The organism is Fictibacillus phosphorivorans, from assembly GCF_023715845.1.
GTDB lineage: Bacteria > Bacillota > Bacilli > Bacillales > Fictibacillaceae > Fictibacillus > Fictibacillus phosphorivorans_D.
In genome coordinates this window covers 1-18,700 of the sequence record NZ_JAMBOR010000008.1, presented here as the reverse complement: position 1 = coordinate 18,700, position 18,700 = coordinate 1, and the positions used below count along the sequence as shown (strand labels likewise).

17 protein-coding genes and 1 riboswitch are annotated in these 18,700 nt (G+C 44.5%); of the genes, 14 read left to right on the top strand and 3 right to left on the bottom strand.

Features of this window, described 5'->3' with window-relative positions:
• Positions 1 to 4: 4 nt before the first annotated feature.
• Positions 5 to 1,039 carry a class I SAM-dependent methyltransferase gene (locus tag M3206_RS08015; RefSeq protein ID WP_251311998.1) on the bottom strand — a complete coding sequence of 345 codons (1,035 nt, stop codon included), beginning with the start codon at positions 1,037 to 1,039 and terminating at the stop codon, positions 5 to 7.
• 211 nt (positions 1,040 to 1,250) lie between these two features.
• Here M3206_RS08015 and M3206_RS08010 point away from each other — a divergent pair, with 211 nt between their 5' ends.
• The 5 genes from M3206_RS08010 to M3206_RS07990 all read left to right on the top strand — a co-directional run bounded on the left by M3206_RS08010 (position 1,251) and on the right by M3206_RS07990 (position 8,315).
• Complete coding sequence (locus M3206_RS08010) at positions 1,251 to 1,763, top strand: SGNH/GDSL hydrolase family protein (RefSeq protein ID WP_349774006.1); 513 nt, start codon at positions 1,251 to 1,253, stop codon at positions 1,761 to 1,763.
• A gap of 20 nt (positions 1,764 to 1,783) precedes the next feature.
• Positions 1,784 to 2,260 (top strand): GNAT family N-acetyltransferase, encoded by a 477-nt coding sequence (locus tag M3206_RS08005; RefSeq protein ID WP_251311997.1) that lies wholly within the window; start codon positions 1,784 to 1,786, stop codon positions 2,258 to 2,260.
• Between the two features lie 171 nt (positions 2,261 to 2,431).
• The gene (locus tag M3206_RS08000) at positions 2,432 to 2,671 is read left to right on the top strand and encodes a hypothetical protein (protein ID WP_251311996.1); all 240 of its coding nucleotides are present in this window, start codon (positions 2,432 to 2,434) and stop codon (positions 2,669 to 2,671) included.
• A 261-nt stretch (positions 2,672 to 2,932) separates the two neighbouring features.
• The gene (locus M3206_RS07995) at positions 2,933 to 7,279 is read left to right on the top strand and encodes an alpha-amylase family glycosyl hydrolase (RefSeq protein ID WP_251311995.1); all 4,347 of its coding nucleotides are present in this window, start codon (positions 2,933 to 2,935) and stop codon (positions 7,277 to 7,279) included.
• Between the two features lie 136 nt (positions 7,280 to 7,415).
• Positions 7,416 to 8,315, top strand: coding sequence for a stalk domain-containing protein (locus tag M3206_RS07990; RefSeq protein ID WP_251311994.1), 900 nt, complete (start codon positions 7,416 to 7,418; stop codon positions 8,313 to 8,315).
• 329 nt (positions 8,316 to 8,644) lie between these two features.
• Here the strand turns inward: M3206_RS07990 and M3206_RS07985 are convergent, their stop codons facing one another.
• Positions 8,645 to 8,914, bottom strand: coding sequence for a hypothetical protein (locus M3206_RS07985; RefSeq protein ID WP_251311993.1), 270 nt, complete (start codon positions 8,912 to 8,914; stop codon positions 8,645 to 8,647).
• Positions 8,915 to 9,114: 200 nt separating this feature from the next.
• Here M3206_RS07985 and M3206_RS07980 point away from each other — a divergent pair, with 200 nt between their 5' ends.
• From M3206_RS07980 to M3206_RS07955, 6 genes are all read left to right on the top strand, one after another.
• Positions 9,115 to 10,413: a YjiH family protein gene (locus M3206_RS07980; RefSeq protein WP_251311992.1), complete on the top strand. Its 1,299-nt coding sequence runs from the start codon at positions 9,115 to 9,117 to the stop codon at positions 10,411 to 10,413.
• A 55-nt stretch (positions 10,414 to 10,468) separates the two neighbouring features.
• Positions 10,469 to 10,576, top strand: a riboswitch (TPP riboswitch).
• A gap of 75 nt (positions 10,577 to 10,651) precedes the next feature.
• Positions 10,652 to 11,272: a thiazole tautomerase TenI gene (gene tenI / locus M3206_RS07975; RefSeq protein WP_251311991.1), complete on the top strand. Its 621-nt coding sequence runs from the start codon at positions 10,652 to 10,654 to the stop codon at positions 11,270 to 11,272.
• The gene (gene thiO / locus M3206_RS07970) at positions 11,256 to 12,329 is read left to right on the top strand and encodes a glycine oxidase ThiO (RefSeq protein WP_251311990.1); all 1,074 of its coding nucleotides are present in this window, start codon (positions 11,256 to 11,258) and stop codon (positions 12,327 to 12,329) included. Before tenI ends, thiO begins: the two co-directional genes overlap by 17 nt.
• The gene (gene thiS, locus M3206_RS07965; RefSeq protein ID WP_251311989.1) at positions 12,319 to 12,522 is read left to right on the top strand and encodes a sulfur carrier protein ThiS; all 204 of its coding nucleotides are present in this window, start codon (positions 12,319 to 12,321) and stop codon (positions 12,520 to 12,522) included. The genes thiO and thiS overlap by 11 nt, the downstream gene beginning before the upstream one ends.
• A 4-nt stretch (positions 12,523 to 12,526) precedes the next feature.
• Positions 12,527 to 13,294, top strand: coding sequence for a thiazole synthase (locus M3206_RS07960; protein ID WP_251311988.1), 768 nt, complete (start codon positions 12,527 to 12,529; stop codon positions 13,292 to 13,294).
• Entirely contained in the window at positions 13,291 to 14,307 is a 1,017-nt protein-coding gene (locus M3206_RS07955; RefSeq protein ID WP_251311987.1) for a MoeB/ThiF family adenylyltransferase, read from the top strand. The genes M3206_RS07960 and M3206_RS07955 overlap by 4 nt, the downstream gene beginning before the upstream one ends.
• Positions 14,308 to 14,361: 54 nt before the next feature.
• Here M3206_RS07955 and M3206_RS07950 read toward each other — a convergent pair whose 3' ends face one another.
• Positions 14,362 to 15,279, bottom strand: a complete 918-nt coding sequence (locus M3206_RS07950) for a DMT family transporter (protein ID WP_251311986.1) — start codon at positions 15,277 to 15,279, stop codon at positions 14,362 to 14,364.
• 257 nt (positions 15,280 to 15,536) lie between these two features.
• Here M3206_RS07950 and M3206_RS07945 point away from each other — a divergent pair, with 257 nt between their 5' ends.
• The 3 genes from M3206_RS07945 to M3206_RS07935 all read left to right on the top strand — a co-directional run bounded on the left by M3206_RS07945 (position 15,537) and on the right by M3206_RS07935 (position 18,459).
• Entirely contained in the window at positions 15,537 to 16,445 is a 909-nt protein-coding gene (locus M3206_RS07945; RefSeq protein ID WP_251311985.1) for a DMT family transporter, read from the top strand.
• A gap of 132 nt (positions 16,446 to 16,577) precedes the next feature.
• Positions 16,578 to 17,528, top strand: coding sequence for an ABC transporter ATP-binding protein (locus M3206_RS07940; protein WP_251311984.1), 951 nt, complete (start codon positions 16,578 to 16,580; stop codon positions 17,526 to 17,528).
• Entirely contained in the window at positions 17,500 to 18,459 is a 960-nt protein-coding gene (locus M3206_RS07935) for an ABC transporter permease (protein ID WP_251311983.1), read from the top strand. Before M3206_RS07940 ends, M3206_RS07935 begins: the two co-directional genes overlap by 29 nt.
• Positions 18,460 to 18,700: the final 241 nt, after the last annotated feature.

The window sequence follows — 18,700 nt, the reverse complement described above, 5'->3', positions numbered from 1 at the left end:
ATAGCTACTTCACCTTAGCCACAATCCCATTATGCACTTTTATATAACCATGCTTCAGGATATCCATTCCGTTCTCATACAGATAAAGCCCCATCTGCTCCAACGTCATGAGCTCCCGGTACGTATGGTTCATCACATCTGCCATGATCTCGTAATACAGCTTGGACCGGAGCTGGGCGCGCGGAGTCGTCATCACCATATAGCCACTAGGCTTCAAAAACTTTCGGTGCCATTCCACAACTTCAGCCTTCATGGAATCTGGGAAGTGTTCGAGCAATCCGACGCTCAGTACGATATCAAACTCTTTTCCATATGGTAGATTGCGAATATCATCCACGACATACGAAATGTTAAAGTCATCTTTAAAATAAACTTTTTCTCCCCCTGTATGAGGATTACTCCCTAAGAATGGATAGGATTCCGGGAATTCTGCAAATCTCGCATCCCTGCAGAACGCATCATAATCGACCATTACCACTTCGCCGCCTGGATACATGGCAGATAGCTGCATCGCCTCATAGCCTTCTGCTGCCCCTAAAAATAAAATGCGCGGCTTTTGAACATCCAGACCTTCAAACAACGCACGTTTTCCGCGTGGATCCCAAATACCGTCTTGTACCCGGTGGACATAATTCCATAAATGGATGCGTAAATAATCTCCAAGGGCTATTTTTACTTCAGAAGGTTTGAAGCTTTTTAAACTATGAAAAAAAGCTCCTTTCTTTTCTTGTATTTCTGCTGGAACATCTTTTGAAAACCACTCATGAAAAGACTGGTTGAACATCGTCCAGGAGGTGTGTACGGGGAGAGTCTTACCATGCTCCTTCTCCCAGTCCCGTTTATCCTTCGAAAACGAAGTCACTTCATATGGCTTCCCGATCTCTTTCCAAGAAACGGTCGACCAGTCATTCACCGTATTTAGTTTTACAAACTTTTCGTATTCCTTTTGACTTTTATATTGCCGCAAATCCATGCGATAAGACGGCAGCTTTTCCGTCTGACCTAACGTTACCGGACGATGAACAGCAGTTTCGATCAATGTTCTTCCTCCTTAAAAAAAGGATTTTCTATATGTATTCCAAAACAGTCGTCCAAAATCCTTTAAATCATGTCTTGATCGCGCCCATGGTAAAATAAGAAAAACAAAAAATCGGAGGGGGAACAACGATGAAAATCATTTTTATCGGAGACAGCATCACAGCTTCTAACAAAAATACAGATCCTGAACGACTCGGAAACGGTATGTTCGGATGATAAAACACGTACTGCCAGAGGACGTGAGAGTGATCAATAAGGGCGTGAATGGGCACCGTGTAACAGACTTAGCCCTTCGGTGGAAGCGAGACGTGATTGATCTAGAACCAGACCTATTATCGGTTTCGATCGGAATCAACGATGTTTGGAGACAACTTGACAGCCCAGGACTCAGCCAAGTCGATGTGTCAAAATTCGAAGAGGTGTACCGTGATTTGCTGTCACAGCTTCCGACTACTACAAAACTTGTACTCATGGAACCCACGATCATAAAAGAGAACCCGCAATCACAGGGAAATCAGATGCTGATCCCGTACGTTGAAGTGGTTCGAAAGCTGGCGGTAGAGTTTGATGCAGTCCCCATCCCGACACATGACGTTTTTATCGATCACCTAACCAAAAAACCAGACGTCTCTCTAACAACCGATGGGGTACATATGAGGAAAAAAGGGAACGAACTGATGGCAAAAGCTTGGCTAAAAGAAACGGAATCCTTAATTGACCTATAAAATCGACGGGAGTTATGAAGATGGGGGACGTTATACTCACTTTTTTTGAAGAAATTCATCGTGACGCGCTTAATGCTTTTTATCTTGAGAAAGACCAGCTGAGGTTTACTCCATTGCCAAGTGAGGCCTTGAAGTTATGTGATGAAGATCTTAGCCGGAATCCTGTAGTGATCATGGCTAAAGATACACCAGTAGGCTTTTTTGTTTTGCATGCAGGCGAGAATATCCGTGACTTTACAGAGAATCCGAATGCCATGGTCATCCGTGCATTATCCATCAATCACAAAGAGCAAGGAAAAGGTTATGCGAAAGAGGCGATGCTGAAGATCCCGGCGTTTGTTTCCACTCATTTTCCTGCAATCGATGAATTGATATTGGCGGTTAACTTTAATAATGAACCTGCTCAACAGCTATACAAAAAAATAGGATTCCACAGCCGAGGCCAGGTCAAACCAGGGCCGTCTGGACCTCAGCATGTCATGCATTTAGATATGTAAAACCATATTATATTAAGCCAATTTAAAGAAATTTGAGGAATTGTAAACACTCCATTAGGACTTTGTAAATGGCGTCTTTTCGGGTTTTTTTCGTGATATATTCTGGGCAGGGACACACAAATCCCGTACTCATGCAAATCATAATCAAAATCCGAAGGGAGCAATTTTGGAATGAGCAAAACATTTATGGCGAAAATCGGAGCATCTCTTTTGGCAATTATGTTAATCACTGCATGTAACAACCAGGACGACAACAAGGAATCAGAAATCAACACGGAAGAAAACGAAAGCAAAGACCAAGAAACAAGTACTGAAGAAAAAGAAAAACAAAATGAGGAAACATCAACAGAGGACGAAAAAACGGAAGAAACTTCAAAAGAAATGGAATCAAATGACGAGTCAGCTGAATAAGATATAAAAACGGACCAGGCCTCTACCCTTCAGAGAGGACCTGGTGTTTATTTTTATAAGGGAAAATGGTTCAATGGCATACCCAATATTACATTTTATAAATGAGTAAAAAATACCTATTAACAGAGAATTTTATCAGTCGATTGGCACATTTTCCAAAATAAAAAAACATGGCATAATAATGGAAAAGAAAGCGCTGTTTTATACCGTTTTGTGCAAACGCTTTCATTTAGTTGCACAACTTTTAAAAGGGGGATAAAAGTGAGGAATAAACAATCGCGTTACGCTGTATCTTGGCTTTTATTATGTACGATGATTTTGCAAACGTTTGCATCTGCACTACTTATACAACCGATGAAAACGACAGCCGAAGAACGAACGGTGACACTCGTTGGCAGCCTGCAGGATGAACTTGGTGGAACCGGCGAATGGAACCCAGCAGATCCTGCAACAAAGATGGAAGTGCAACCGAACGGAAAGTACAAGCTGACAGGGACTCTTCCGGCCGGTACTTATGAATACAAGATTGCCATCAATGGTTCTTGGGATGAGAACTATGGCGTAGATGGCAAAGCGGGTGGTGACAACTACAAACTCACTCTTGATTCTGTGAAAGAGGTGACGTTTATGTATGATGACACGACGCACAAGGTAACGATTCCTGAGCCCCTTCCAGAAGAACAGACTCCTCGTATTGTCGGCGACATCCAGCCTGATATCGGTGCCGGTGGTGAATGGGCACCTGGTGAGTCTACAGCACTTTTACAAGATGAGGATCTAGACAACATCTACACCTATACCACACAAGTGCCAAAAGGAAAGCATGCGTTTAAGATTGTTCTTGGAAACGACTGGAATGCACCTGCTTATCCAGGGGATAACTTTGTTTTAAACGTGGTAAAAGAAGCCGAAATCACGTTCTTTTATAACCATGACACAAAAGAAGTATATACCGATTATGATTCGGGATTGCCAGACGGCAGTGTGAACGGGGACAAGCTGTTCCATGATACAAGGAACGAGGCATTTCGTGCACCGTTTGGAGCGGTCAAAGCAGGTGACGACGTAACACTGCGTCTTCAAGCGAAAAAAGGTGACCTATCTGGTGCAAAGCTTTATCTCAGAAACTATAACTCTGGCAGCACGACGGTAAAAGATATGAAGAATGCTGGTTGGACAACGGTAAACGGGGAAGAGATCGAGCTTTGGGAAGCGACGGTCACACCAGAAGAAAAAGGCGTCTATGGCTATAAATTTATAGCGCGTGATGGAGATGCTGTAAAAGAGTATGGTGAAGATACGAAGGAAGGCGGAAAAGGGGCGGTGTCTGACACGAATGCAGGACTTTTCCAGATGACGGTTTACGATCCTGCTTATAAAACGCCGGACTGGATGAAAGAATCTGTCGTTTATCAGATTTACCCTGACCGCTTTTTCAACGGCAACAAAAAGAATGATGCGGCAAAAACAACAGCGCGAGGTACGGAACCGATCGAACACCAAAAATGGAACGAGCTTCCGGACAACCCACGTCAAGCTGAATCAGAAGGGTACGATGGCGATGAGATCTGGTCGAACGACTTCTTCGGCGGTGACATTGCCGGTATACAAAAAAAGCTCGACTACATTCAGTCTCTAGGGGTGAACACTCTCTACTTGAACCCGATCGCCGAGGCGGCATCGAACCATAAATACGATGCGACAGACTATAAGGCGATCGACCCGATGTTTGGAACACCTGAAGAATTCAAAGCGTTTACGAAAGAACTGAAAAAGAGGAAGATGCATCTGATCTTAGACGGTGTGTTCAACCATGTTGGGGATGACTCGATTTATTTTGACCGTTACGGAAAATACGATACGGTTGGTGCTTACGAGTATTGGGCGAGCATCTATGACCTCATGAACGGGCAAGGCTTAACAGAGGAAGAAGCGAAGAAAAAGACAGAAGAGAAGTTTAAAGCAGAAGGGCAAAAGTTTAGTTCATATGGCTTCCACAACTGGTTCAACATCGAGAATGAAAAAGTGAACGGTGTCTACAAATACCAGGCGTGGTGGGGCTTCGATTCACTTCCTGAGATCAAATCGATTCCTGGTGAAGCGGTAGAATATGATTCTGAGCTCAACAATAAGCCGTTCGCAGACTACATCATGTATAACAAGGATTCTGCGGCAAAAACATGGCTGGACCGCGGGGCATCCGGCTGGCGATTGGATGTAGCGAACGAAGTGGATACTGAGTTTTGGAGAGAATTCCGTAATGAACTAAAAGAAGGAAAGAAGGATGATCCGCTGATCCTAGGCGAAATCTGGGATGATGCGTCAGAATACTTCCTTGGCGACCTGTACGATTCTGTGATGAACTACCGTTTCCGCGATGCGATGATTGATTACTTGAAGAACGGTAACGCGAAGGGTGCAGAAGATCAGCTGAACGCTGTATTTGAAGATTACCCGCAAGAAGCTTTCTATGCGCTCATGAACTTGATGGGTTCACATGATACACCACGCGCGGCATTCGTTCTCGGAAACGGATCAGATTCGTATGAGCGTGCTGAGCTGGACCCGAACTATAACCACGCGCTTGGTGTAAAACGCTTGAAGCTTGCGGCTGTTTTACAGATGGGATATGCCGGAGCACCGACTGTTTATTACGGAGATGAAGCAGGTGTGACAGGCTCCAAAGATCCGGATGACCGCAGAACCTATCCTTGGGGATCTGAAGATAAGGATCTTGTGAAGCATTATCAAGCAATCGGAAAAGTGCGTGCGGACTATCACGAGCTCTTTAGCTATGGTGAACTGAATCATCTGTACGCTGAAAATGATGTGCTGGCTTACACGCGGACGGATAAAAAGAACGCAGCGGTAGTGATTACAAACCGCGGAACTGAAGAGAAAACAGTTGAATTGGATGTAAAGAAGCTGATCGTAAACAACGTGAAGCTGACCGATCAGCTTGATAAAAAATATAAAGTGAGTGTGAAAGAAGGAAAGTTGACCGTAACGGTTCCAGCGATGACGGGACGCATGCTTGTTTCTGATAAGGGCCAGAACTTAAAGCGACCTAAAGAAGTCAAGAACGTGAAGGCAAAAGAAGCGAGCCACTCTGTATCTCTGTCATGGAAAGGTGACGCGAAAAGTTACGCCGTCTACCAAACGACAATCTCTGGAGCTTTTTATGAAAAGATCGCAGAGACAAAGAGCAACTCTATCAAAATGGATGGTTTAGATAACGGACGTAAATACTATTTCGCGGTCGTTGCAATCGACAAGAACAAGAACGAATCAATAAAAACAGAGTCGGAAGCGGCGATCCCGCATGTTGCTCTAAAAGACGAAAACTATGAGGTTGGGAATGTAACAGAGCTTCAAGATGGTGTGATCGACCTTTCAAAAGCACAAGAAGTTTCTGCTGAACTTTTTATAAAAGGTGAAACAGAAAAGGACTTAGCAGAAGGTCTGCAGGCCGAGCTCCAAGTGAAAGAACCAGGCAAAGAAACCTGGACATCACATCCGGCAAATTATACGACGCAAAATGGCGAGTTCAACAGCTTCTCGGGAACGTTCTTGCCATTTAATGAAGGTACGTACGAATACCGCTACGCGTTCTCTACAGATCTAGGAAGAACGTGGGTAACGAGCGAAACAAAATCCGTGACGTTCTCAAAAGGTGATGATACTACGGCTCCGGCATCTTCTATCACACTGGAAGAGCCGGCTCAAGAATCGGGACAAGTGAACTTGAAATGGTCGGTTGAAGGAGCAAACGAGCCATATTTGTTCACGGTCGTACGTGACGGAGAAGTGATCGATCAAATTTTAGATCCGAACGTAACAACCTATAAAGACATGAACGTCACAAACGGCAGATCGTATGCTTACGAAGTGCATATCTACGATAAAGCCGGTAACAGCGTGAAGTCGAACGCGATAACCGTGATGCCTGACCTTGTGATGGTAAAAGTGACGATGAAAGTGAACGCACCAGCTTATACACCTCAAGGCGCGGATATTACGATTCCAGGCAGCAAGAACGGCTGGAACACAAGCGCATGGAAGATGACGCGCGGCGGTGCGGTGACGAACGATTATGAATACACGTTCGAAGCACAAGAAGGCGAAGTGATCACGTACAAGTACGCGAAGAACAACTCGTGGGATCAAGAAGGACTTGCGGACCACACGCCAGCCAACCCGAACGATGATGACGTGAGCTACTACGGCTACGGCGCAACAGGAACAGACCTGAGCTTTGTGGTCACGAACCAAGGCGGCAACGAGATGGTCGTGCAAGACAAGATCCTCCGCTGGATCGACATGCCAGTTGTCGTAACCTCTCATACAGACGGACAAACTGTAACATCTGACACGATCACGCTAAAAGGAAATGCGATTAAAGAAGGCGTGATGACGATAAACGGTGAGCCCGTCACGATCAACGACGACATGACGTTCTCGCATACAGTTAGCTTAGCTGACGGTGAGAACAAACTGAACATCCATATCGAACCATCAGAAGAAAACAAATCTACTATTTTTAAAAATGACGGAGGAGCCATTGGAAAAAATACGAAAGATATCGTGATGACGATTCATAAAAACTAGTAAATGATAAGGCGTTTTTGGGATTTGATTCCAAAAACGTCTTTTTTCATTACATTTTCTTTACTATTCTAGTTTTGAGGATATATGGAAGTTTAAATATGCTATATTCATATATGATTTTATAGGGGGGAAGAGAATGAAATTTATAGGAAGTCTTTTAGCTGCCACTTTTCTTTTTCTAGGTTTTCATAGCACAGAGGCCGCGGCTAAATCGTTTAACGTAAAAGTCGGGAATGAGCGTGTTGTATTTCCGGATGCTCAACCAATCATGAAAAATAATAGACTGCTAGTTCCTATCCGACCGGTATTTGAATCCATGAACGCTGATGTGAAGTGGAATCCGGACACGAACGCTGTTACATCACAGCTATCGAAATATGGAACAACTGCAAAACTAGCATTAAACACACAATCACCATTTTCAGAAAAACAATACAGCAGCAAATACTACATTCAGCAATCTGACGTGAAGCCATCTGTCATCAGCAATCGTACATACATACCACTTCGTTTAGTGGGTGAAGCCTACGGTTATAACGTCGTTTGGAACAGCAGCACGAATACTGCAACGTATAAAGAAACAGGCTCACTTCATCTAGCAAATCCTACTTATAAAACACATACGTCTACAGGGTCGATCAGTAAACAAAACGTTTATGAGCTGGAGACGTTCTTTTCGGTTAACAAGTACCGCGCGAGCAATGGCAAAAAAGAGTTAGCACTTAACCCAACGTTGAGTAATGTAGCGAGAGAAAAATCGCGTGACATGCTCGTGAACAATTATTTTGACCACACCTCGCCAACGTACGGATCACCTTTTGATATGATGAAGCAATTTGGCATTTCATACACATCTGCAGGCGAGAATATTGCGGCAGGCTATACGACAACGAGTGCTGTTATGACAGGGTGGATGAACAGCCCAGGTCATAAAGCAAACATCTTGAGCGATAACTTCACAGAGATCGGTGTAGGTTATATCAAAGGTACAACCGGCTACAAGACGTACTGGACACAGATGTTTAGACGACCATAAAAGTTATAGATAGAGTTAGGATGCCTCTTTTTGTGGGCATCCTTTTTAGTTGTGTGGGTACTGGCTTGATGATTCACCGAATGCAGATTGGTTGTGCATAGAATCTCCTTTTTAGTGCATAGAAACTGCTTATTAATGCATAGAATTCAGATCTGTGCATAGAGTCTGCGATTTATCTCATAGGAAAACCGCCTTTGTGCATAGAACCTGTTTTTTGATGCATAGCACTTTCAGATTGATGCATAGAGCAAAAAAGAGCTGCCCCATTCGGCAGCTCTTTAACTTACTTCGGTATAATCAGGGGCACTCCATATCAAAACGACCTACCTTCACCCCCGATACTTCTCTAAAATCTGCTCCGTTATGCTATCCACGTTACCGTTCTTTTTCTTAGCCTCCGCATATCTCTCATAATCCTCAGCGGAGACCTCCATCAAAAAGCTCTTCGGAAAGATATAAGGCTTCCCTTGATCCTGTTCATCCAAGTTGTTCATCACTTCAAGTTCATCATCATTCTCGCGGTTCTGACCAGGTTCAAAGACAAACATCTTGCCATACTCTTCTTCTACACTTCTATTCACGTTGATAAAATACTTCATCTCAAACACTCCTGTTCAACTGGTTATGTCAATGGTATGCCCTAGACATGAGGAAATCAGACGTGAAAAAGCTGAAGAAAGGGTAAATAACCTACAAAAATTGTACAAGCAGGACTCGGCATAATTCGAACTTTGTCCCGATAAGATGTAAGGAGGGCCTGGCACGGCAGGCTTATCAAACGGAAAGGGAGTTGAAAGAAATGAAAACTGCAGGTTCTTGGTCTCATTCCCTAAAATTTCTTTTGTTCAGTGCAGTTGGTATTTTCATGTTCTTCATTCCGATTACGGTCAACGGAAAAACATCTATCCCACTTGATCACCTTGTGACATGGGTAAGAGATACAGCGGGTGAAGCGGTTCCGCTCTATGCTTTGCTTGTTATTCTGCTGGGAGCGGTCTATCCGTTCTACACGAAAACATGGAACAAAGACCGGGTCACGACTACGTTCTCTCTGCTAAAAGTGGTAGGATTGATCGCAGCCGTCCTACTTTACTTTGAATGGGGTCCAGGCTGGCTGAGCGATCCGAACATCGGGCCGTTCTTATTCGAAAAACTCGTCATTCCCGTTGGGTTGCTCGTTCCAATCGGAGCGGTGTTCTTAGCCTTCATTGTCGGTTACGGCTTGATGGAGTTTATCGGAGTGCTCGTTCAAAAAATCATGCGGCCGATCTGGAAAACGCCGGGGCGGTCAGCGGTCGATGCTGTTGCTTCGTTTGTTGGAAGCTATTCGATCGGCTTACTGATCACGAACCGCGTGTTTAAAGAAGGAAAGTATACGGTAAAAGAAGCGGCCATAATCGCGACAGGCTTCTCGACCGTTTCTGCAACCTTTATGATCGTTGTCGCAAACACACTCGGGTTAATGGAAATGTGGAACACGTACTTCTGGACGACGCTTGTGGTGACATTCCTCGTAACCGCGATCACGGTTCGAATCCGTCCGTTAAGCCGAATGGACGATCGTTATGTGGAAGGAGAAGGGCAGCCAGAAGAAGTGGTGACCGAGAAATATCTAGAAACCGCTTGGAGAAGTGCGATGGATTCGTCGCAGAATGCTCCTGCCTTTTTGACGAATATTTGGTCCAACTTAAAAGACGGATTTGTCATGGCGATGAGTATCCTGCCTTCCATTATGAGCGTCGGTCTGATCGGACTTTTGTTAGCCGAATACACGCCGATATTTGACTGGATCGGCTATGTGTTCTTCCCATTCACATGGGCGCTTCAGCTTCCAGATGCGATGCTCGCAGCTAAAGCGGCATCAATCGGCGTGGCAGAAATGTTTTTGCCGGCATTACTTGTAACCGACGCAGCGCTCGTCACGAAGTTCGTTATCGGGGTCGTTTCCGTAGCTTCGATCCTCTTCTTTTCAGCGAGCATCCCGTGTGTGCTGTCTACAGAAATACCGGTAAGCTTGCCGAAACTCGTGCTGATCTGGTTCGAGCGCACGGTGCTGGCGCTGATCTTAGCGACGCCACTCGCGTATTTATTGTTATAAACCGGTTGTGATGTAAGCACTTTAACGTTAGAATAAACATATAAAAATGAATACTCAATACCACTAGGGGTGCCTTTTTAGAAGGCTGAGATTAAAGTGAACTTTAAGACCCTTGGAACCTGATTTGGTTAGAACCAGCGTAGGGAAGTGGTGTGTGGAACAGATTCCTAAACGATATAATCCGTAAAAAATTTGTGAAACCACCTCTTTGCTACTTAAAGGAGGTGGTTTTTTTATTGTGAAAAAACAACTGCATGTGGTCACAAACGGCAAGCAGACAAATGAGGAGATGGCCCGAATCGCTCGCGACATCCATCCTTATGTAACAGCTCTTCATATACGCGAAAAAACAAAGACAGCAAAAGAACTGAGCGAATTGCTCGAGCAGCTTAAAAGAAACGGTGTGCCCATGAGTAAGATCATCGTAAACGACCGTGTCGATGTGGCCGTTTGCTGGCAGACGAGAGGCGTTCAGCTCGCATACCACAGCTTGGATGCAGCTCTTGTCCGGGCAGCTTTTCCAGATAGGATGATCGGCTGTTCGGTCCATTCTTTGGGGGAAGCACAAAATGCTCAGCAAAAAGGGGCAGATTTCCTTCTTTATGGTCATGTTTTCAAGACAGAATCAAAACGGGAACTAGACCCTCGAGGTATCGGGCAGTTGCATCAATTGGTAGAGCAAACATCGGTACCCATTATCGCAATCGGAGGTATTAATCCGAATAACGTTTGTGATGTGCTTCAAACCGGTGCGGCTGGGATTGCCGTAATGTCTGGAATTTTAGAAGCTGAATCACCGCTTGAAGCAGTGAAAACGTACAAACGCGAATTGGAGGTTTGGAATGAGCTTAACGTATGATGCCATTGTCGTTGGAGGCGGTGTGATCGGTTGTTCCATCGCCTATCAGCTATCTAAAAAGAAAAAGAAAGTGCTCCTTTTAGAAAAAGGCAAAGTCGGAGAGAAAGCGTCCAGTGCCGCAGCTGGCATGCTTGGCGCACAAATGGAGTTCGAAGTGGATGACCCTCTCTATCCGCTCGCAAAAAAAAGCCGTCAGATGTTTCGAGATCTTGCACACGAACTCTATGAAATTACCGGTATTGACATCCAACTTATGAAAAGAGGAATCTATGAGCTCGCTTTTACAGAAGTAGAGTGTGAGCGGCACCAACAACGAGCAGAACGGGATACACGTCAGGGTGAAATGGTCAGTTGGCTATCGTCTCGTCAGCTAAGAGAACAAGAGCCAAGCATCTCAAGCAAAGCACGTGGAGCTCTTTATTTTCCAAATGACGGTCAAGTTTCTCCGGTACAACTGACAACGGCTTACCTCAGAGGAGCAACTTATTACGGAACAGAAGTAAAAGAACAAACGGAAGTGGTTCAACTCATTAAAACCGGAAACAAAGTAACAGGTGTTGAAACAGATTCAGAAACGTTCTTCGCTGATCACGTCATTCTGGCTGGAGGAGTGTGGAGCTCAAGGCTTTTACCTGAGCTCCAGATGGTTCCGGTAAAAGGCGAATGCATATCGTTTGTGACGAACGAACCCCTTCTCTACGGAACGGTAAAATACAACGGATGTTACCTTGTGCCAAAACGAAACAACCGAATCTTTGTGGGTGCCACAAGTGTGCCCCATTCTTTCGATGAAAAAGTCACGTTTGCAGGAATTTTTGATTTAATGGAACGAGCGAAACAGATGGTTCCCGGTTTAACGGAAGCTGCGTTTGAAAAAGCATGGACGGGACTTCGACCTCAAACCCAAAACGGTAAACCATACATCGGCCAACATCCGGAGCATGAGGGGTTACTGGTTGCAACCGGTCATTATCGCAACGGAATTCTTCTGTCAACCATCACCGGTAAAATGATCACCGACCAAATCGAAAGCGAGGTGCCTTTCTATGAAACTTAAAATCAACGGCGATGTCGTACAGGTGCCAGATACACTCAAGTCAGTCAAAGAACTGCTCGAACATTTGAAACTGAACGACCAAATTGTTATCGCAGAAGTAAACGAAGAGATTTTACAAACAGAAGAACAAAGCATGACCCAAATAAAAGAAAACGACAAAATTGAACTCGTTCGATTTGTCGGAGGAGGATAATCGTATGTTACCTATTGGACCTTATTCATTTTCATCAAGATTGCTTTTAGGAACAGGAAAGTATCCGGATTTTGAGATCCAAAAACAAGCGGTAGACGCATCTGGTTCAGAGATTTTAACGTTTGCTGTCCGCCGGATGAACATATTCGAAGCGAGCCAGCCAAACTTTTTAGAGATGCTCGATCTAGAAAAATACACCTTGCTGCCAAACACGGCGGGTGCCAAAACGGCTAAAGAAGCGGTACGTATTGCAAAACTGGCGAAAGCGTCGGGATTATGTGATATGGTAAAAGTAGAAGTGATCGGCTGTGACAAAACGCTGCTGCCTGATCCTGTAGAAACATTACAAGCGACAGAAGAACTATTAAAAGAAGGATTCATTGTATTGCCTTACACGTCGGATGATGTCGTGCTAGCGAGACGCCTCGAAGAACTAGGGGCGCATGCGATCATGCCGGCAGCTTCTCCGATCGGTTCCGGGCAGGGAATCATCAATCCACTCTATCTAAAATTCATCATCGAACAGACGAAGGTGCCGGTGATCGTTGACGCGGGAATCGGTAGCCCGAGTGATGCGATGATTGCGATGGAGCTTGGGGCAGATGGTGTGCTTCTGAACACGGCGGTCGCAGGGGCAAAGGATCCTGTGAAGATGGCTCTAGCGATGAAGATGGCCGTAGAAGCCGGTAAGCTAGGTTTTGAAGCGGGGAGAATCCCTAGAAAAGAGACGGCAACGGCGAGTAGTCCTGTAGAAGGGTTGAGTGTGATGTGAATGATAGATATTCAAGACAAGAACTTTTTCATCCGATAGGTAAACAAGGACAGGCGAAGATACGAGAGAAGAGCGTGCTGATCGTTGGAGCAGGGGCACTTGGTGCATCCAGTGCTGAGGCACTCACTCGTGCAGGCGTTAAGAGGCTTGTCCTCGTTGACCGGGATTATGTGGACTGGACGAATCTGCAGCGTCAGCAGCTTTATTCTGAAGAAGACGCAAGGGATCAGCTGCCGAAAGTGATCGCAGCCAAAAATCGTCTAGAGATGATCAATCGGGATGTTGAGATCCAAACTCATGTGATGGATATGGGCATTGAAGAAGCAGAAGAGCTGATTTCAGGAATCGATCTGGTTATGGATGCTACGGATAACTTTGAGACAAGGCTTATGATCAATGATCTGGCTCAAAAACATCAAGTACCGTGGATTTACGGGGCTTGTGTCGGGAGCTACGGAATCAGCTATACCATACTCCCGGGTGAAGGGCCGTGCCTGAACTGTCTTCTGGATAAAATTCCGGCGAACGGCCAAACGTGTGATACGGTTGGGATCATTGCGCCAGCGGTTCAAATGGTGGTCGCTTACCAGACCGCAGAAGCATTAAAGATACTCGTTGAGGATTACCAAGCGGTTAGAAAGAAGATCGTAACCTTTGATCTTTGGGAGAATCAGCACATGCAGCTCGGAATGGAAAAGGCGAAAAAAGAGGATTGCCCTTCTTGTGGAGCGAATCCGACGTATCCTTACTTAAAAAGAGCCACTGAATTAAAAACAGCTGTTTTATGCGGCCGGGATACAGTTCAGATCCGCCCGCCTAATAACCGAGAAATTGACTTAGAAGAGATGGAGAGAAGACTAGGTTCTCAAGGGAAAATCCGGCGTAACCCGTATTTGCTTGAAGTTGAAAGCGACAGCCGCCGATTCGTCCTATTTAAAGACGGCCGTGCGCTCGTTCATGGAACGAAAAATACGGCAGAAGCCAAATCCATCTATCATAGATTTATAGGGTAAAGAAAAAACCGATCAGTCTGATCGGTTTTTTAGTGGGGTGTATTCAGATACAAATTAGGCGGCATCTTTTCTGCGGAGTCTTCGGGCGCGAATCTCCTCAACCGCACCAGAACCTAACAGCACCCCAGTGATAATAAATAAAAATCCTAAAATGTGCTGAAAGCCGATTTGTTCATTGAGGAACAAGAATCCGCCGACCAATGCAAAAAATGGATTTAAGTTTATAAAGATGGATGCCTCGGATGCGCCAATTTTTCCGATTGCTTCGTTATAGAGCATGTGTCCGACCGCTGTCGCAATACAGGCCGAAGCAAAGTAGATCAGCCATAAGGATACTGTCGAGTTTTCGACCACGCCGGCAAACCCGTTCGGTTCTTGGAATAATCCGATGACAATCAAGAACAGCGAACCGATGACCATCATATAGCCCGTCATCAAGCGAGGATCCAGTGTGTGCGCTACTCTTTTGATCAAGATGAAGCTTATCGCCTGGGTGAGTACGGATAAAAGAACGTAAGCATCTCCAAAAGAAACGCCCGTCACTTCTCCGCCTTCGAGAACAATGAAGGAAACTCCGGTAAAGCCAATCAAAAGTCCGATCGCGCGTAAGATCGTTAAAGGTGCTCCGATAAACAGGATCGCCAGAATGGTCGTGAGAAGTGGTGATGTTCCCGTGATTAACCCGGCGTTCGTCGCGGTGGTTCCGGTCAGCCCGATCGACAAGTAATAGTGGTGGGCCACAACGTTAAAAAGTGAGGCGACAAAGACGTACCAGAACTCCTTTTTCGTTAGCCATCGAACTTTCTTTATAAGAAAAAGAAGCAGAAATACGGTTAGTCCCGCTGTTAATACACGGATTCCCGTGATCGTTACAGGCTGAAAGTTCGAAACGAGAATCTTGGTCGCAGCTACGTTCAAGCCCCACGCGATCATAACAAAGAATAATATCATGTACGTTTTGTATGTCTTCATCATGTCATCTTCTTTCTTCTGCTTTTACTTAACGAAGTAAAGTACCAAAATGATTTTAGTTTCAATTGTACCTGATTGGAAGAATTTTTAAAGAGAAAAGACTTGGAATTTATAGATTAAGACGAATTGACTAATTTGACTGAAGTTAAGCAGAACGGTTGACCGTACTTAGTCGAACATTGATATAGTGGGAGAAATTAGATTTCGTAGAAAAACTTAAAAAAGACCTAATCCAAAGAAAAGCGGTGAGATCAACCATGAAAAAAGTGAATCCGTACGTGCTACTTGTCGTCGCGACTTTAATATGGGGAGGAAATTTCGTGATCGGGCGAGCCATCACAAGCAGTTTACCGCCTGTTTCCCTATCCTTTTTACGGTGGTGCACGGCGTTCCTTATCTTTTTGCCGTTCGTATGGCCGATGATCAAAAAAGAATGGCCGATCGTGAAAAGGAAGTGGCCGGTTGTACTGCTCATGGCGCTTACCGGGGTAGCTGGATTTAACACGCTTTTATATATCGCACTTCACTACACGACGTCTATTAACGCATCACTTGTGAACACGTCAACACCGATTATCATCTATATCCTTTCTTTTTTCATGTTGGGGGACCGATTGAACCAGAACCAAATCATCGGAACCGTACTGTCGTTAGCAGGGCTGCTGATTATCATTTCGCAAGGTTCCTTTGATGTCTTGCTGAAGTTCTCGTTTAACGCTGGAGATCTCATCGTGATCGTGGCGGTGATCTGCTGGAGCATCTATTCACTATTGGTCAAACAAAACGCTGGAAAATTACCAGGATATAGCACCTTTGCAGTTTCAATGGTTCTTGGTATAGTTATTTTACTTCCATTTTTTATAAAAGAAGCGAGAACAACCGAGATAGTGTGGTCTGCAGGATCAGTATTAACCATCCTTTACACGGGAATTTTTGCCTCTATTGTGGCCTTCATGTCTTGGAACACAGCAGTAGAGCGGGTAGGGCCCAATAAAGCAGGAATCTTTCTTAACTTAATTCCGGTATTTGCCGCCATCTTTGCTGTACTGTTTATCGATGAAAAACTCGCTTGGTATCAAGCGTTAGGCGGGATCTTTGTTATTTTTGGTGTCTTTATTTCTACAAGACTAACAAAACTAGAACAACGCAAGAGAATGACCGCATAGGGGTGGGGGTAGGGGACAGACCCCTACCCCCGCGGGTATGTAAATTGAAATTATTTACAAATTCACGAAACTAATTTACGCCTTATTTCGTATCTATGATGGCAGGATTATTAGAGGTTGATAGGAGGAACTATGACGACACACACGTTAGAACTTAAAAACTTAACCAAAAAGATTAAGGACAAGACGATCGTTGACGACTTATCGTTCTCTGTCAGAAAAGGCGAGATCTTTGGGCTGCTAGGACCCAATGGTGCAGGGAAGACGACAACGATTCGTATGATCGTAGGGCTGATTTCGATCACCGACGGAGATGTTTTCATTAACGGCACCAATATCCGTGAAAACTATGAAAAAGCTATGGAACGAGTCGGGGCGATCGTAGAGAACCCTCAGCTTTATGATTTTATGTCAGGCTATAAGAACTTAATGCAGTATGCACGAATCATGCCAGGTGTTACGCAGGAAAGAATTGACGAAGTGATTCAGCTCGTGGACCTGGAATATGCGATCCATGACAAAGTAAAGACGTATTCACTCGGGATGAGACAGCGTCTTGGCGTAGCACAGGCACTTTTACATAAGCCGAACGTGTTAATTCTAGACGAGCCTACAAACGGACTGGATCCACAAGGAATCTATGATTTGAGAAACTATCTGAGACTGCTTGCGAACAACGGAACATCAGTTATTGTGTCTTCACATATGCTGGGTGAGATGCAGATGATGTGCGACCGTGTTGCGATCATTCAACACGGAAAACTTGTTCGAATTGATGAAATCCTGAACCAGGAAGATGAGACCGATGTAAAGGTTCACTTCCAGATCGAAGGAGATGTTCAGCAGGCGAAAAAAGTTCTTTCCGACACGCATTCTGATTTAGATGTGATAGAAAGCGGGAACGAACTGATCGTTCAGACTTCGGATTTAAAAACGATCGCAGAAATTAATAAACAGCTCGTGTTAGCGGGAGTCCTTGTTGTTGGTATTCAACGCAAAACGAAGACACTTGAAGAACGATTCTTAGAGATGACGAAGAAAGGGGGCGATCTGAATGAAGTGGCTGTCCCTGTTAACGAATGAGTGGGTTAAGATCTTTAGCAGAATCAGAACGTGGATTTTTATTGCGCTGCCTATCTTAATTATTTTAGGTGTCGTTGTCTACGATAAAGTGGCGAACGATACAGAAGTAAATGAGAATTGGAAACAAGAGTTGACACAAACGGTAGAAGACGATAAAAAAGCTCTAGCAGAAGCAAAAAAGAACGATGATAACGAGATCTATATTGATATGCTCGAAACACAAATCAAACAAAACGAATATGCCATCGAAAATGATATATCGCCGAATGAAACAACAACTTGGAAATTCATGAAGGAAATGGCGCCTCTCTCCTCCTTGATCGGGTTATTCGTCATCGTTGTTGCAAGTGACATCGTATCAAGTGAATTCTCAAAAGGTACGATTAAGATGCTCTTAATCCGGCCGTACAGCAGATGGAAGATCCTCTTGTCAAAGTTTCTGGCTACATTAGGGTTTGCTTTTGTCATGTGGCTAGTGGTGATTGTAACAACCTGGCTCATCGGCGGACTTGCTTATGGATTTGGCGGAATCGACCAGACCTACGTTGTCGTAAATGAGACTCAGGAAGTGACAGAACGAACATTCGTGGAATATGTATTTGCGAACATCGGCGTTGAGTTTATCGAACTGACTGCACTTGTCGCAATGTGCTTTATGATTTCCACGCTCTTCATGAGTAACTCAGTTGCGATTGGGGTTGCAATGTTCACAATGTTTGCAGGAAATACGATTGTGATGCTTCTCGCTTCAAAAGACTGGATCATCTATACACTGTTTGCGAACATGGATCTCAGTACGCTGATCGATGGGCAAAACAAGTTGATTCAGGACTTAACACTACCGTTTTCCATCAGCATGCTAGCGATTTACACAGCAATCATGCTCGCCATTACGTTCATCGTCTTCCAAAAGCGTGATGTGAAGGCTTAATCGTAAATATCGTAGAGGGGACAGACCCGGGTCTGTCCCCTTTTGAGCGTAGAATGGAGATTTTGAGCGAAACAAGGGTAAGTTTGAGCGTAGCGAAGCAATCTTGAGCGAAACTTAAATTAGTCTTAAAAGTGGAGACATCCTTGTGAGAATTCTTTATACTTAAACAAAACTAATTTAGGGGACGTGTCCACATGAAAAGAAAGTCTTTAGAGTACCGAGAATATGTCGCGAAGCTTGT

Bases quoted from the DNA above. Each gene is read 5' to 3' on its own strand.
- M3206_RS08010 (WP_349774006.1), top strand. From the start codon at position 1,251: ATGATAAAACACGTACTGCCAGAGGACGTGAGAGTGATCAATAAGGGC.
- M3206_RS08005 (WP_251311997.1), top strand. From the start codon at position 1,784: ATGGGGGACGTTATACTCACTTTTTTTGAAGAAATTCATCGTGACGCG.
- M3206_RS08000 (WP_251311996.1), top strand. From the start codon at position 2,432: ATGAGCAAAACATTTATGGCGAAAATCGGAGCATCTCTTTTGGCAATT.
- M3206_RS07990 (WP_251311994.1), top strand. From the start codon at position 7,416: ATGAAATTTATAGGAAGTCTTTTAGCTGCCACTTTTCTTTTTCTAGGT.
- M3206_RS07985 (WP_251311993.1), bottom strand. From the start codon at position 8,914: ATGAAGTATTTTATCAACGTGAATAGAAGTGTAGAAGAAGAGTATGGC.
- M3206_RS07980 (WP_251311992.1), top strand. From the start codon at position 9,115: ATGAAAACTGCAGGTTCTTGGTCTCATTCCCTAAAATTTCTTTTGTTC.
- thiO (WP_251311990.1), top strand. From the start codon at position 11,256: ATGAGCTTAACGTATGATGCCATTGTCGTTGGAGGCGGTGTGATCGGT.
- thiS (WP_251311989.1), top strand. From the start codon at position 12,319: ATGAAACTTAAAATCAACGGCGATGTCGTACAGGTGCCAGATACACTC.
- M3206_RS07960 (WP_251311988.1), top strand. From the start codon at position 12,527: ATGTTACCTATTGGACCTTATTCATTTTCATCAAGATTGCTTTTAGGA.
- M3206_RS07950 (WP_251311986.1), bottom strand. From the start codon at position 15,279: ATGAAGACATACAAAACGTACATGATATTATTCTTTGTTATGATCGCG.
- M3206_RS07945 (WP_251311985.1), top strand. From the start codon at position 15,537: ATGAAAAAAGTGAATCCGTACGTGCTACTTGTCGTCGCGACTTTAATA.
- M3206_RS07940 (WP_251311984.1), top strand. From the start codon at position 16,578: ATGACGACACACACGTTAGAACTTAAAAACTTAACCAAAAAGATTAAG.
- M3206_RS07935 (WP_251311983.1), top strand. From the start codon at position 17,500: ATGAAGTGGCTGTCCCTGTTAACGAATGAGTGGGTTAAGATCTTTAGC.